General features: G+C 63.6%; 15 protein-coding genes. 4 read left to right on the top strand and 11 right to left on the bottom strand.

Features of this window, described 5'->3' with window-relative positions:
- Window positions 1–4: 4 nt before the first annotated feature.
- Genes QRM57_RS20495 through QRM57_RS20480 form a run of 4 tightly spaced genes read left to right on the top strand, consistent with a single transcriptional unit; the run spans window position 5 to window position 4,089 of the window.
- Window positions 5–967, top strand: a complete 963-nt coding sequence (locus QRM57_RS20495; RefSeq protein WP_284988039.1) for a fumarylacetoacetate hydrolase family protein — start codon at window positions 5–7, stop codon at window positions 965–967.
- A complete protein-coding gene (locus tag QRM57_RS20490; protein ID WP_284988038.1) occupies window positions 964–1,995 on the top strand; it encodes a cyclase family protein in 1,032 nt (343 codons plus the stop codon). The genes QRM57_RS20495 and QRM57_RS20490 overlap by 4 nt, the downstream gene beginning before the upstream one ends.
- A gap of 40 nt (window positions 1,996–2,035) precedes the next feature.
- Window positions 2,036–3,106: an amidohydrolase family protein gene (locus tag QRM57_RS20485; RefSeq protein ID WP_284988037.1), complete on the top strand. Its 1,071-nt coding sequence runs from the start codon at window positions 2,036–2,038 to the stop codon at window positions 3,104–3,106.
- Window positions 3,107–3,117: 11 nt separating this feature from the next.
- Window positions 3,118–4,089 carry a fumarylacetoacetate hydrolase family protein gene (locus tag QRM57_RS20480; protein ID WP_284988035.1) on the top strand — a complete coding sequence of 324 codons (972 nt, stop codon included), beginning with the start codon at window positions 3,118–3,120 and terminating at the stop codon, window positions 4,087–4,089.
- 115 nt (window positions 4,090–4,204) lie between these two features.
- Here QRM57_RS20480 and QRM57_RS20475 read toward each other — a convergent pair whose 3' ends face one another.
- The 11 genes from QRM57_RS20475 to QRM57_RS20425 form a co-directional block, all read right to left on the bottom strand.
- Window positions 4,205–4,459 (bottom strand): hypothetical protein, encoded by a 255-nt coding sequence (locus QRM57_RS20475; protein ID WP_284988033.1) that lies wholly within the window; start codon window positions 4,457–4,459, stop codon window positions 4,205–4,207.
- Between the two features lie 115 nt (window positions 4,460–4,574).
- Window positions 4,575–5,621: a PDDEXK nuclease domain-containing protein gene (locus QRM57_RS20470; RefSeq protein ID WP_284988031.1), complete on the bottom strand. Its 1,047-nt coding sequence runs from the start codon at window positions 5,619–5,621 to the stop codon at window positions 4,575–4,577.
- Between the two features lie 103 nt (window positions 5,622–5,724).
- Window positions 5,725–6,153 carry a DUF4913 domain-containing protein gene (locus QRM57_RS20465; RefSeq protein WP_284988029.1) on the bottom strand — a complete coding sequence of 143 codons (429 nt, stop codon included), beginning with the start codon at window positions 6,151–6,153 and terminating at the stop codon, window positions 5,725–5,727.
- 14 nt (window positions 6,154–6,167) lie between these two features.
- Window positions 6,168–7,937 (bottom strand): type IV secretory system conjugative DNA transfer family protein, encoded by a 1,770-nt coding sequence (locus tag QRM57_RS20460; protein ID WP_284988028.1) that lies wholly within the window; start codon window positions 7,935–7,937, stop codon window positions 6,168–6,170.
- A 233-nt stretch (window positions 7,938–8,170) separates the two neighbouring features.
- Window positions 8,171–8,461, bottom strand: a complete 291-nt coding sequence (locus QRM57_RS20455) for a hypothetical protein (RefSeq protein WP_284988027.1) — start codon at window positions 8,459–8,461, stop codon at window positions 8,171–8,173.
- A complete protein-coding gene (locus QRM57_RS20450) occupies window positions 8,458–10,053 on the bottom strand; it encodes a putative type IV secretion/conjugal transfer ATPase (RefSeq protein WP_284988026.1) in 1,596 nt (531 codons plus the stop codon). Before QRM57_RS20450 ends, QRM57_RS20455 begins: the two co-directional genes overlap by 4 nt.
- On the bottom strand, window positions 10,053–11,561 hold the full coding sequence (locus QRM57_RS20445) for an SCO6880 family protein (protein WP_284988024.1): 1,509 nt from the start codon (window positions 11,559–11,561) through the stop codon (window positions 10,053–10,055). Before QRM57_RS20445 ends, QRM57_RS20450 begins: the two co-directional genes overlap by 1 nt.
- Complete coding sequence (locus QRM57_RS20440) at window positions 11,548–12,864, bottom strand: TrbL/VirB6 family protein (RefSeq protein ID WP_284988022.1); 1,317 nt, start codon at window positions 12,862–12,864, stop codon at window positions 11,548–11,550. The genes QRM57_RS20445 and QRM57_RS20440 overlap by 14 nt, the downstream gene beginning before the upstream one ends.
- A gap of 1 nt (window position 12,865) precedes the next feature.
- Window positions 12,866–13,612 carry a DUF8175 domain-containg protein gene (locus QRM57_RS20435; RefSeq protein ID WP_284988021.1) on the bottom strand — a complete coding sequence of 249 codons (747 nt, stop codon included), beginning with the start codon at window positions 13,610–13,612 and terminating at the stop codon, window positions 12,866–12,868.
- Between the two features lie 27 nt (window positions 13,613–13,639).
- Window positions 13,640–13,909, bottom strand: a complete 270-nt coding sequence (locus tag QRM57_RS20430) for a hypothetical protein (RefSeq protein WP_011777317.1) — start codon at window positions 13,907–13,909, stop codon at window positions 13,640–13,642.
- Window positions 13,910–13,946: 37 nt separating this feature from the next.
- A partial coding sequence (locus QRM57_RS20425) for a DUF6668 family protein (protein ID WP_284988020.1) occupies window positions 13,947–14,503 on the bottom strand: 557 nt, incomplete at its 5' end.

The following is a 14,503-nucleotide window of genomic DNA, read 5'->3' as shown; positions in this document are numbered from 1 at the left end:
CATCATGGCTGAATCTACGTACGCCCTCATCAGGTTCACCGAGCCCGGCGACAGCAAGGCCCGCAGCGGCTTGCTGGTCAACGGCCGGGTCCTGCCGCTGGACAATGACGTCAACTCCCTCATCCGGCATTGGGACACCACTGAAGTGGAACTGGACTGCTTGGCCGCCTCCGCAGCAGAAGACACGGGCCTGGCTCTGGCCGAGGTCCAGGTCCTGGCTCCGGTGGAACCGGTCCAGATCCTGCAAACCGGTGCGAACTACCGCAAGCACGTCGTCGACCTCGCCATCGCACACCGCGAACCGGGCGAGGACGCCGAAGAGGTGCGCGCCGCAACGGCCGCAATGATGGACAAGCGCGCAGGCCAGGGCACCCCGTACTTCTTCATCGGGCTCCCGACGGCGATCGCCTCGGCCACTGATGACCTCACCCTCCCGTCCTACTCGAAGTCCCACGACTGGGAGTTGGAACTCGCAGCCGTCATTGGGAAAACAGCTTTCCGGGTCACCCCCGAGGAAGCGCTGGAGTATGTCTTCGGCTACACCATGGTCAACGACATCACCACCCGCGAGTACGTGTTCCGCAAGGACATGCCCGCCATTGGCTCGGACTGGTACCGGGCTAAGAACGCCCCGGGCTTCCTGCCCACCGGACCTCTGCTGGTGCCCGCCAAGTTCCTCGGCGACCCGCAGGACGTCCAGGTGACGCTCAAGCTCAACGGCAAGCCCATGCAGGACGAGTCCACGTCCGACATGATCTTCGGCGTCGCCAAGCTGGTCAGCGAAGCGTCGCAGATCATGCCCCTGCGCCCCGGCGACCTGGTCCTCACCGGCAGCCCCGCCGGCAACGGCCAGCACTGGGGTCGGCTCCTCCAGGACGGCGACGTCATGGAAGGCACCATCACGGGGCTTGGCACCCAGCTCATCCACTGCAAGGACGAAACTCCCACCGAAAGCAGCAGGCCGTGACCACCCAGGACACAGCAACCGGCCCCGGGGAATCCTTCGATTCCCCGGTTATCCGGCGTGACGATCCACTCGGCAGCATCCGCGCCATGGCGCAGGACCACAACAACTGGGGGCGCTGGGGCCACGATGACGTTCTGGGCACCCTAAACTTCATCGATGCCGCCAAGCGCGTCGAAGCAGCAGCCCTCGTGATCACCGGCGAGTCCTTCTCGCTGTCCCAGCCGTTCGACACCAACGGCCCGCAGAAGGGCTGGCGGCGCCGGACCAACCCTGTCCACACCATGACCGACACCGGCGTGGACGCGGAGCGCGGCAACCAGGGGTTCCCGCACGGCTTCGGTGGCGCGGACGACGTGATCGCCATGCCGCTGCAATGCTCCACCCAGTGGGACGGCCTGGGCCACATCTTTGACCAGGGCAAGGCCTGGAACGGCCGTGCCGCCGGTGACGTGGTCACCTCCGAAGGGGACCTGGTCACCGGAATCGAAACAGCAAAGGCGAAGATGGTCACCCGGGGCGTCCTGCTCGACGTTGGTCGCGCGCTCGGCCCGGACCTCGGCCGGGACGACGGCGAGCTTCCCGACGGGTTCGCCATCACCCCCGAGCACTTGGAACGGACAATTGAGATCCAGGGATCCAGTTCACAGGTGCGCCGGGGGGACATCGTGGTGCTCCGCACCGGTCAGTACACGCGGGCCCGCCGTGACGGCTGGGGCGATTACGCCGGCGGGCCCGCCCCGGGCCTGTCCTTCAGCACTGCACCTTGGTTGCACCGGAGCGAGATCGCCGGGATTGCCACCGACACCTGGGGTTTCGAAGTCCGGCCCAACGAATTCGACGCCGCCTTCCAGCCTTTGCACCAGATCGCCATCCCCAATCTGGGATTGTTCCTGGGTGAGATGTGGGACCCGGAGGCCCTGGCCGTGGCTTGCGCCGCAGATGAGCGGTACGACTTCCTGCTCACAGCGGCACCGCTGCCGATCACCGGCGCCGTCGGATCGCCCGTCAATCCCATAGCGGTCCGCTAAGCGGGCCTTCACGTCTGTCACGCCCACTAAGGAAAAAACCATGCCAGTTACCGGATCCCAGCCCGTCGTCGACGTCCATGCTCACATCCTGCTTCCGGCATTGCAGCAGCTGGTCGCGGAGCAGGACCCTGCCGGGTTCGCCGAGCATCAGGACCTGGAAGTGCGCCGCAACGGGCGGGAGTCCATGGCGGCCTCGGGAAAGATGATTAAGGAACGTTGGCCTCAGCTGACAGACCTGGACCGCCGGCTCGCTGACATGAACGCCCAGGGTGTGGATGTGCAGCTGGTCTCGCCGTCGCCGTCGCACTTCTACTACTTCGCCGGCAAAGACCTAGCGCTCCGGCTGGCCAAGGCGGCCAACCAGGCCGTCCGGGATTTCGTGGACCGGGCCCCGGACCGGCTCAACGGGTTGGGGCTGGTCCCGCTCCAGCACCCCGACCTCATGGTGGAAGCCCTTGAGGACGCGGTCATGGGGCGCGAGCTGCTCGGCGTTGAGATCGGATCGTTTGCAGCCACCCCCGTCGACCCGAAGCGCAGCTCGGTTGAGCTCTCGGACCCCCGGCTGGAGGCCTTCTGGTCACGCGCCGAGGAGCTCGGCGCCCTGGTGTTCCTGCATCCGTTCGGCTGCTCCCTCGATGAGCGGCTGGATCGTTTCTACCTCGCCAACACCGTTTCCCAGCCCGCCGAGAATGCGGTGGCCCTGTCCCACCTGATCTTCAGCGGTGTCTTGGACCGCCATCCGGGATTGAGGGTCCTGGCTGCCCACGGAGGCGGCTACCTGCCCACCAACCTGGGACGTTCCGATCACGCCTGGCGCGTCCGGCCGGAGGCGCACGGGTGCGCCGAACCGCCGTCGTCCTATCTCAAGAAGCTCTGCTTCGATTCGCTGGTCCACAGCCGCGCAGAGCTGCAGGCCCTCGTTGCAGCGGCCGGGCCGGAGCAAGTGCTGCTCGGCTCTGACTACCCCTTCGATATGGGCTCGGACCGCCCCGTGACGGAGGTCCTGGAAGCGCGTCTTCCAGAAGAGGACCGGGTCCGGGTGCTGGCAGGCAATGCTGCCGCCCTGGGCATCACGTCCGCTTCCGTCCGCACCGCCAGCGAGTCAGCCTAAGGAATAGATTTATGGTCAAAATTGCCCGTTGGGAGTACGACGGCGGGACGCAGCCCGGCTTTGTGAGCGACGGCGGCTGCTACGCCCTCCCCCAGGGTCAGGACGTTCAGTCGCTGCTGGACGCCGGGCTCGACGAGACGTTGGACATTGCCCGGCGCACCATCGGGTCCGGTGCTGCGATTCCGCTTGCCGACGTACGGCTGCTGTCTCCGTTGAAACCTGCCACCATACGGGACTTCGTGGCGTTCGAAGAACATGTCGAGGGCGTGAGGAAGAGCATCGACGGCGTGGCGGGGGTGGTCCCGGAATGGTACGAGGCGCCGACCTTCTACTTCACCAATCCGCACACGGTGACCGGCACCGGCGAGGTCATCGGCATTCCCGCCGGCTGCACGGACCTGGACTTCGAGACGGAGGTCGCCGCCGTCGTCGGCCACATTGCTGGAAGCGACGGCCGAAACTTGTCCGCCTCTGACGCGCACCGGCACATCTTCGGCTACACCATTCTCAACGACTGGTCTGCGCGGGACCTGCAGCGCCGTGAAATGAAGGTAAACCTGGGCCCGTGCAAGGGCAAGGACTTCGCCAACACACTGGGACCCTGGATTGTCACCGCCGACGAGTTCGAGGACCGGCACAACGCCGAAGGATTCCTGCCTATCTCCATGTCCGTTGAGGTCAACGGGGAACAGGTCGGGCATGACCTGCTGTCCAATATGGGTTGGCCGTTCGCCGAACTCGTGGCCTACGCCTCGCAGGACTCCGTCGTTAAACCCGGCGATGTCTTGGGCTCCGGCACCTGCGGGAGCGGCTGTCTCGCCGAATTCTGGGGCCGCAACGGCACCCAAACGCCCCCGCCGCTGAGTCCCGGCGACGTGGTTCGCATGAGCGTGGAGGGCATTGGAACCATCGAAAACACCGTCGGAGCACGGCGCGAGGCTGCTACCCGAGTGCCTGCCCGCAACCGCCCGCGTGTTAGATAGCCAGGGCGTAATAGGTCTCCTAGTCACAGTGAAGACGCTGTCTTGACTCACGAGGACTGCTTCCAGCAATCGCCCTGTCGTGCCCGCCCACTCGCTACTTCGAGCCAAAGAACTGTTACACCCCAAGTGCGCTCAAGCCGGGTTCCTCGATGATGGCGAGCTCGGTGCTCATCTGGCCGGCGCCCCGGACTTTTCGCTCCGGTGCAGACCAGGGACGAATCGTCGTCTGCACCCTTGGCGCAGCCCACGTTCGGGGTGGCGTCACTGCCCTCGACGGTGGAGTCTTCAGATTCAGCCTCGCGGCGCGCCATCTACTACCGCCGTGGTACTTGTCAGCATAGTCGGTGAAGAGCGCCTCTGAGGGTGCCACCTCCACGACTATGGATCTGATCGAAGATGGCGACGCTTACTAATGCCGCATAAACCAATGGTGTCAAGCCTCCTGCCGATGAGTTCTAGTCGATGACCATCGCAGCCGGCGTCGTTCAGCCTTCGGATTCTGCAGTTGCTTCTGCCCATTCGAGTGCGGCGACAACGTGCCCTTCGTTGGGCAGGGCGACTTTTTCGTCTGCGGGCAGTTTGTCGTAGGTGTAGGCGGCGACTGCCATAGGTGACGTGGACCGGCCGAGGCTGTACCGGACGCTGCGGTCGTTCTTGGTGCCACAGATAAGGATGCCGATGGTTTCGTTGTGGTGCTCACGGCGGAGAGTGTCATCGACCAGTGCGACATAGAAGTTCAGCTTGCCGGCATACTCTGGCTGGAACTTTCCTGTTTTGAGTTCGATGACGACGTAGCGGAGTTGCTCGATGTGGAAGAACAGCAGGTCTACGTAGTAGTCGTCTCCGTCGACGTCGAAGTGGACTTGTCGGCCGACGAAGGAAAATCCGGGTCCGAGTTCCTGCAGGGTTTCGGTGATCCGGTTGGTGAGGGCGTTTTCGAGGTCGCGTTCTGCGACTTCCCCGGAGAGCCCGAGGAATTCGAAGTTGTAGGGGTCCTTGGCCATCTGCTGTGCCAGTTCCGAGTCCGGGGAGGCGAGTTGGCGGTTGAAGTTAGATGGTGCGGTACCGGTGCGTTCCATCGACCGGTTCATCATCATGTTCAGCAGCACGTTTCGTGACCAGCCGTATTCAGCGGCTGCGGCGGCGTACCAGTTGCGCTCTTCGGCGGTGTTGGCTTTGTCCAGAATGGTGCGGATGTGGCCCCACGGCAAATGTGCCACAGCCTGTGGCACATTTGTGTCGTTGTCCCAGGCCCGCACCATCGCGGTCATGTATTGCAGGTTGCGGTAGGAGAGGCCTTTGATGTCTGGGAATGCGATCCGCAGGTCTGTGGCCAGCCGGTTCAGCACGCCGCTCCCCCACCCGTGTTGTTCCTGGCGGGCGAGGATGTCGCGGCCGAGGGACCAGTAGAGCTCGATCAGGAGAGTGTTGACGGTTCGCTGGGCTTGGGTTCGTGCGCCGTGTACCCGGTTCTTCAGGGACTCCAGCAACTGGTCATAGCCTGCCGGGAGGTCAATTTCTGAAGAAGTCATGCCCCCACCCTATCGAGCGGCAATAGTGCCACTGGCTGTGGCACTATTGGGAGTCGCGTCTCGTTTGCTTTTTGAATTTGCGGGGCAAAGATGTTGGCCGGTTTCATGGCTTGGCGCCTCGGACGTCAGGGAACCAGCCAGCCGGAGCCATTTTCGGTTCCAAGAGCTCTGGCTCCCGGTGTTCTTTCATATCGCAGTTGAAAAACGGCCCCTGCGGGTCGAGCAGGACGCGCATGTGGTGGTCTGCGTGGTCCCTCCACCACACACTCATACCGGTCGCCGGGTCCAGACGTAGATGCTCCCACGAGCGCCACAAAGCCGCCACACGCGAGACGGCCTCCGGGTGGAAATACCACTCGATGCACCACTTGGCGGACTTTCCCGTGACGCTGCGGACATACGTGGGCAGCAGCTGCTCATGAAGGAACTCTTCGGCCGAGCCGAAGACGAGCTCCGGTTCTTTCTCCGCGCCCAGGTCGGCATGAGCCGGGGCCGGTGTGTCCGTGTCGTAGAGGTCAAAGTCAGTTGCCACGTGCGGCGCCCTTCCTATTCCGTGTCCCATGGATTGGCTGCCGGTGCAGCGGGGACAGGGGCCGTGGGTTCTTCGGGGCGGGGGCTGTACTTCTTGATGGATGCCTCCACCGTTTCCTTATGGGGACCGGTGTACCAGGGCATCGTGCGGACGAGCGTGGCTGGTGCGCCGGAGGCGAGGACGACGGCGCGGCCACGGTCCAGTTCGGCGAGGTTGGAAACGTCGAAGATGCGTTCCTTGCTCTCTTGGCGTGAGCGGCTGGAGCCGGACTTGCCGGAGGAGGTGGAGACGTTGATGTAGCTGTAGTCACCGATCAGGTCCGAGAGTGCCCGGAGGAAGGCTTCTTCTGCCACGCCGCCGCCGTAGACCTTGACGTTCGCCGCTGACCAGATTTTCCGCATATTTGCCTCTCCCCACAGCTCGACGCCCTGGGACCAGGACTGCAGGATGCCCATGACGATCAGGCCCTTGGAGCCGTAGTGGCTGAACTGGTCCGGCAGGGCTGCCCAGCGGACCACGTTGGCCAGCTCATCCAGGGCGAACAGCGCCGGCTTGGGCAGGCGGCCGCCGCTGCGCTCGGCGCGTTCTTCCATGGCCTCGGCAATGGCCACCGTCAAGGCTGTGGTGAGGGGTGCGGCCGACCCGGCACCTTCCTTGGAGAGGATGTAAATCGTCTCCTGCGACGCCGCGAAAGCATGCGGGTTGAACTGCCGGCGGGTATCTGTGGATACGGTCGCTCCACCGGTGGGGGTGACCCAGCGCAGGGTGTTCCGGCTCTTGAGGCATTGGATCATCTTCTCGGCCGTACCGAAGATACCGTCACGCTGCTTATCAGCCAGCTCGAGTGTGGATTCAAGGCCCTTGTACTGCAGCTCGTAATCATGTTCGCGAAGAATATTGATGGGTTCACGGTTCACCTGTTCGGTAACCCACAGGTACACCTGCGTAATGGGCAGCTCCCCGAGCGCGGCCGCGAGGAAGTACGAGGACAGAATATCTTCTGCTTTGGGATCGAAATAGGCATCAGGCTTGGACCCAGGCACGCGGGAGCCGACCGAGAAGTGCTGGGTGAGCTTGTACGCCTTCTCCTCGTCGGTAACGTAGGAGAGCGGGTTCCACCACCAGTCCGGTTCTTCCTGGGCGATCTTCTGCGGATCGAACACCCACACCGGAGCCGTGCTCTCCCGGACGCCACGGGTGCCGTCCACGACGTCGCGCTTGTTCGAGGTCGAGACCACGGCGCCGGGTGCGTCCAGAACGGCGGGCATGACCCGTGACGTTGATTTACCGGTACGGGGTCCCCAGATATCCAGGCTCAGGTCTTCCCAGGACTGAATAAACTTCTGAGCCGTGGAGACGACCTTGCCCACGACAATGCCGGGCGTGTCAGTGACCCCCAGACGCTCGGCGGTCGCTTTCGCGCCTTTCTCGGAGAACGCGGCCAACGCTTTACCGCGCCCCAGGTAGCGGGCGGCCTTATCGACGCGGGCACGCTTGGAGGCACCCTTCCGCCAGGCCACCAGGGCAACGATGGTCAGGGCCAGAACCACGGCGGCCATGAGGCAGGCGACGACCGTGGCCTCGGTTGGCCACGGCACCCGTCCCTTGGCCAGTCCGGCGATCAGATCGATGGGGTGGGCTGGTGGGGCGGCGATGCCCGCCATCCACGAGCCGAGGTGCAAGGCGGCGTAAGTTCCGCCGCCGAAGACGACGATGAAGCCGATGGCCAGCCAGACCAGCAGAGCATCGCCCATGCCCATCCCTTTACGATTCGGTGCGCTCATCGCGTTTTCCTTCCTCTGGGGCCCTTGGAGATGACGTCTCTATTCCCGACCGTAGCTTTTCTGTTCGCGGCTTCGTTCTCGGCCCTCTTCTTCGCTTTGGCGGCCTCGATCTTTTCCTCAGCGTCTTTGGCCTCGCCCTTCCAAATTGGTACAAGTGAGCAAAGCGTCAGGACTATGAAGAGCCAGCCGATAACGGTGCTCCACAGGGGAACGGCGGCCCAGGGGGTCTTCCATCAAGCAGGAAAGTTAAAGCAGACAGCAGTGACAAAAATGCTGAGTATGGTTAGACCATTTTTCGTCCAGGTGATTTTGTGGTTGGCAGTGTCGAACACGCGGTGGACAACTACGGCGATTAGAGCGAAAGCCACAAGCAAAGCGAGCCAAAGAAGTAGCCAGCCTTTCAGGTCGTTGTAAAGCGCCCAATCGCCCCAGATGCTGGCGATAATGCTGAAAAGTACCGCACCGCAGAAGAACGTCACCACCGCGAAGACGTACCACCACTCTGTGGGGGTTGGGGCTCTCACGCGATTCCTCCTTGAGTGGGCAGGGCCGGGGCTGCGGATTCGAGCAGGGTTTCCGGTGCTGCATGCCATTTGCCGTCGGTGTCGTTGACCCCTTCGGGGCCCTTCTCCAAGGAGGTGAGTCCGACCTGGACGGGGATCCCGGGACGGCCACCGACCTTGATGAGGAACTTTCCCCGGCCCGGAGGTTCGACGTCGACGCCGCGTGAGTCCCACGCGGGCGGATCCTGCCAGCCAATGAGCTTCTGCTGCTCCTGCCGGGACAACGGAATGGCGGAGGTCAGCAGCGGCATTTCCGAGGCCGGAAGGCCGCCGCAGATGACCATGCCGGAACGTTCGACAAAGCCGCGGGCTTTCATCCGGTCCTCTTCTGCCGGCAGGGCCAGCAGGTCGGACATGGTGTGGGAAATCATGATCTGCCCGACGCCCACGGAGCGGTTCAACCGCGTCAGCGCGTCTACACGGTCCACCATGCCCTTACCGGCACGCAGCGCCCGCCACAGCTCGTCCAGGACCACGAAGTAGTTCCGTCGCGGTTCCAAACCTGCATCGGCGAGGGCGTTGGCGACGTTGACCGTGCCGAAGCCGTAGGACCAGCACGCGAGCAGGATGGCGGCCTGCAGGTCCGTTTCGGTCTCGTCAATGCTGGAAACGTCGAAGACCACGGCCCGGTCACGGACCATGGGCTGGCTGGTCTGGCGGGAGAAGATTTCCCCCAGCTTCCCGCCACCGGTCAAACCGAGCAGGGTTGCCTCCAACGCCCGGGTTTCCTGCAAGTAGATGTTCATGTCGCCCCGGTCCAGGGCGACCTGCCGCAGCTCGTCAGGTGCGGAGACGATGACGTCCAGCAGGTCCTTCAACACCGGGACACCGTCGAAACGGTCATCGAGGACCCGCAAGGCACGGTCCAGCATGGTTTGTTCCTGGTCGGTGGGCGGGTTGTTTCGGCTGATCGTGATCAGTGAGACCACCATGGTCAGTCGGCGGCCGTGCGCGTCGGCTCGTACGCGGGCTGCGTCTTCGTGGTGGCCGTTGTCTTCAAGGAGCTGGGCGGCGTCGACAGCCTGGCCCGGGTCAAGGATGTTGAGGTACCCGACGCCACGGCCGAGCCGGATAACCTGCCCGCCGAGTGCCCTCACGGCTTTGACGTGCTCGCCTTTGAGGTCACCAAGGATCAGGGGATGAACCCCTTGTGCGGAGAGTCCGATGAACATCCTCCGCACGACCGTGGACTTTCCCAGCCCGGGCTTGCCCAGGATGAACGCCGAGGGGTTCGAAATCAGGCGTGCGCGTTGGAACCAGCTGATCGGGTCGCAGCAGACCGTGGCCTGGGTTTCCTCGTGGCGTCCCAACGGGACGCCGATCATGGGCGAGGACGCACCGGAAGAAAACGGCCACAGACCGCAGACCTGAACCGTTGTTCCCCGGTACTCCTTCACGGACGGGACGAGCTGGGCCATGCCCCCGCCGCGCCCGGGCCAGCCACGGGCACCAGGCCCGGCCTCACGCGGCGGCTTCTCAGCCTTCTTCGGGGCAGCCTTCGCAGGGGAAGTGCTGTGCTTCGAGGAACGGGCGAAGAGTTTCGGGAAGGCCATTACAGAGCATCCTTAATCTCGGACGGGACCATGCTGTGCTTGGGCAGTACCAGACCCAGAGGCAGGGACGCGGCGAACGCGGTGTCCTGCGAACCGTAAGCACGGCGCAGCAATACCCGGGCGGTGCCGGAGGTCTGTTCCACGGCCGCTACGGCGTCTGCGAGGCGTTCCCTATCGGTCACGGTGGCTGTGACGACCATGCCGAAGTTCACCAGCCCGGCACCTTGGGCTTCTTCCTGGGCGGTCTGCGCCGCTGAACGGGCATCCACCAAGGCACGCGCTGAAGGACGGGTTCCGGAGGTGATGCGGACGTTGGCGTTGTTCTGGTCCCGCTCCACCACGGCAGCGGCCCGGGCCGAATCCATCGGACGGTACAGCAGCGAGACACGCTTGCGGTCAATGTCCCCATGCGGGGCCAGCAACCGGGACAGGACCGAAGAGTTTACCGATCCACGCGGGGCACCGGTCATGGTCCAGGACGCGGAGAACGCGGAATCGTGCCGGTAGTCATCCCAGCTTGCCTGCGTCGCGGTGGGGCCAACCTCGCCCCAGCTCAACGACACCGGGGAACCGGCCGCGTGGGCTTCATCAATGATCAGCGCAGCCGGAGGATCGTAGGCGATCCTCACAACCTCGCACAGCTCCTGTGCAGACATCGGCCGGGCGATCCCGGCACCGGTGGACTGCAACCGTGCCGACAGGCCGGGGATCCGGGATGCCAGGTCGCGGGCAACATCTTCCGGCGTCCTCTTCTTGGCACCGGCCCGGATCGCGGAGTTGAACGTCAGCGACACCCAGGCGCGGACCGTGGCAGAACCTTCCGGGTAGGTGTCCACCACCTCGTTGAGCATTTCCCGGGCGAACGCAGGTGCGTCCGGGTCGATGTTCATCAACACTTCGTTCCGCAGCCTGTACCCCGAATCCGGCGCGGTCTCCACCGTCACCGCTGCGGCGTCCAGCCCGGCCTCATCGGCCAGCCCGGCGAGCCAGCCGCCCCAGTTAGCGACCCACGCATCGACCTGCTCCGGGTCCACCAAGGACGCCCCATCAGGTTCGGTGGAGAAGATCACGGTGAAGTGGCTGGTGGTGGGAACGTGCAGCAGGGCGAAGGGGCGCTTGTAGGAATCGGTGAACTCGTACAGGGTCGACTTCGCGGCCAAGCCCGGGAGCTGGTACATGCCCCATTCGGTCACCCCGAGCGGTCCGGACCGGTAAAGGTTCGTCCCGGAGGACTTGGAGACCTTGAAAGCCAAACGAGTTCCGGCGCGGTCAACGACGGACTGGCCATGCTTGTCCTTGACTGTCAGCAGCAAGGCGCTGACACCGGCAAAGGCAAGAACGCCCAGGCCGGCGAACAGGCCCCAAATAGCGAAGCTCACAATGCCCAGCAACAGGCCGGCAAAGACGATCGCAGTGCCGATCGCGCCGAGGTTGGCCAGCCCTGCCGAGCGCGGTACACGCCAGTTGCCGTAGGACGGTTCTTTGTAATCGGTGCTAATTGCTGCCACTGGAGCCCTCCCCGGTTGAATCCTGCGCGGTCTTTTCAATTGCCTGGGACGTCTTGGACGCCACCTGTGCTCCTGTAGCTACAGCCACACCCACGGGGCCAGCTGCTGCTCCCCCACTGGCTGCTGCTGTCCCTGCACCGGCACCAGCTGTCGCTCCGGCAGGGCCGGTGCCTGCCATCCCTGCTTTGGCTGCTGCAGCCGTGCCAGCGGCTCCACCCGGACCCGTAGCACCCGGGATGGGCTGCCCTCCCCCGCCACGAGGGCCGGACGTACCATCACTGCCCTTTGGAGAGCTGCCCGGTTGCGTGCTTTGAGTGTTCGACGTGCTCGCTGACGATGACGGGGTCGGTGAAGCATTGCCCCTACCGCTACCGCCACGGCCAAGCGAAACCGCACCGGTGGCAATGGCCCCAACAGCAGCACCTGCACCAGCACCCCCACCGGAGGCCACCGCACCAACCATTGGCGTTACAAAACGCATCAGAGCAGGCAGCGCGAACAGCGCCACCACCATCAATGTGAAACCAGTGATGGAGCCGATCAATGCATCCTTCCCTCCACTGTTCCCCATCAGCAGGAACGCCACTGAGTAGACGATTGCGGCGGCCGGTTTGTAGAGAATAAAGGCGATGGTCCAGCCCACTGCTTTCTGGAACCACTGCCGACCCATCTCGGTGTTCGTGAACGCGGCCGTGGTGGGCAGAATGCCCGCCAGAATCACCAACATGCCGCTGCGAACGACCATCAGCACAATCTGAACAAGGGATGCAAGCAGCCCGATGAGACCAAGAACGATGAGGATGAAGACCCCAACACCGGTCTGGTTCGCCATGGTCAACAGCTGCATCGACTCGGCAAAGCCCTTGCCGTCCGTGGAGCGGTCAATGGTCGCGGCAGAAAAGGCATCCGCCGCAATCACCAAGATCGAAATCACCCCCAGACCCAGCCCTGAAACCAAAGTCAAAGTGATAAGCGAACGCAGCAGGTCTTTTAGGGGTGCGCCGCGCTGCTCCCAGATCAACCGAATACCGCCAAGGATGACAGCCAGGACGGCCAAGGCCAACGTCCACGGCATCAACTCGCTGTTGACCAGGGAAACAACCGGACTGGCTGCAGAACCGTCTTGGCTAGTTAGGTTCACCGTGGGGGTTGAGACCCAGAAAGTAGACAGAGTCGTCACCATCTGGCTCATGCCCTCCATGATGGCCTTCGCCATGTTTGCCATGGCATCGTCACCGAGGCCGCTGATGAAGTCTTCAGCCCCGCACTTCCAATCCAGCGGTGCACATACTTTTTCCGCCATGTCAGGCCCTTGACCACGGGATGAAGCTACTCAGATCCCGGATTTGGGCGATGTCATTAAGCAGTTCACCGGAATCGGAAAACTCTACTTTCCAGTCTCCATCGATCCACTTGAGCGGAAGGACACCATGGCCGTACTCACCCGTGGACGCTTCGAAGGCCAAATCCACATGAGCCGCCGTAGCTGAGTAGGACTTGAGGACAAACCCACGTATTTGGAGAGCAGAGGAATCTGCACTGGACGGAGTACGGATATCTTTCAATGCTGCGTCACGTCCAGGTCCGGGAACTACGAGCTTTTCGAGGAGTTCCTTCTGGACTTCGGCATCACTCATTGCACCGAGAGCCACCATATTGACCGCTGCGTAAAGGGCCCCCGTTGGGGAATGGGAGAAGCACGACCGGAAACCATTGGCACCCTTGACGCCAGGACCGAAGGTCTCTGGGGCCGTCGGGGCAGCGGTCCGGCCTACAAGTTCCCATTTCGTCGCAGGCGCTTTCCCCAAGGCTGTTTCGGTGGAACCAGGAAGCCCGCAGACGCTCTTGCCAGAGGCAGCGGAGGCACTGGGGCTAGCCGTGGCGGCACTGCTGGATTCTGCCGGTGCTGGTTGGGCGTTTCCTTGTCCTTTGGGAATCAGGAAGATGACGACTGCTGCTGCGATCAGCGCGACCACCAGCGCGGCAGCTATGATGAAACCGGGCTTGGTGAACGGATTACTTTCGGTGGTGCTCTCAGCTGACTGGCTCAAGGTGAACCTCCCGTTGTTGGTGATGGCTTAGACGAAGGCGCGGACGATGCCTGCGGCACCGGTGATGATGATGCAGCCGAGCAGGACCCAGCCAAGCTTGGCCAGGGACTGGCCGCCTTCGCCGCGCTGGAGCTGGATGACCATGGTGATGCCGACGATGATGACACCGAGAACGCCCAGGACCAGGCCGATACCGGATGCCCAGTTCAGGACGGTGAGCAGGCCGCCGGCTTCGGCAGGGACGACCGGCGTGGGGTTGGGGATGGTGCTGGTGGTGATTGCGGTGATCGAGTTCATGATGAGTGACCTTTCAGTGATTGGTGCTTGGGCTGGTTTAGGTAACCAGTGCGGTTACGTCGGTGATGAAGCGCTGGTATTCGCGGGCTGGTGGTGTGGAGGTCGAGTCTCCGTGCCGCCATGCCTCGACCCAGGGAAGGAGCCAGAGGCGGGGCGCTCCCCCGCCGACGATGGCCGCGAAATCGCGGAGTGATTTAGGTGTTTTTCCAGGTGCGTCCGCGAGGACGGCGAGGCCGAGCAGCTCAACAGCAGGTGCGGCACCCGATGCCCATTGGGTCAGGGCGCATTGAGCTGTGGTGAGGCCGCGCATGTCCGCCCGGCAGACCAGCAGCACGCGGGGTTTGCTGCCGTCCTGCAGGACAGGCCAGCAGTGCCCGGTGGGGCGTGCCCCGGTGAGCAGGTCAGCGGTGCGGCTCTCGCCCGCTCCGCCGTGGCTGCCGACAACCCATAGGGCTGGGGTACCGGACATGGTGCGGCTTGCCAGACGATCTGCGGTGTCGGGTTCGACCATGCCCTTGAGCGGTGTGCTGATCACGGCAGCCGGCGGGACGTGCACGTTAGGTGTTTCTTCGATGCCCTCGTCCGGGCTGGTGA

It is taken from the genome of Arthrobacter sp. fls2-241-R2A-172 (genome assembly GCF_030208885.1).
GTDB lineage: Bacteria > Actinomycetota > Actinomycetes > Actinomycetales > Micrococcaceae > Arthrobacter.
This window is presented reverse-complemented; position numbering and strand designations above follow the sequence as displayed.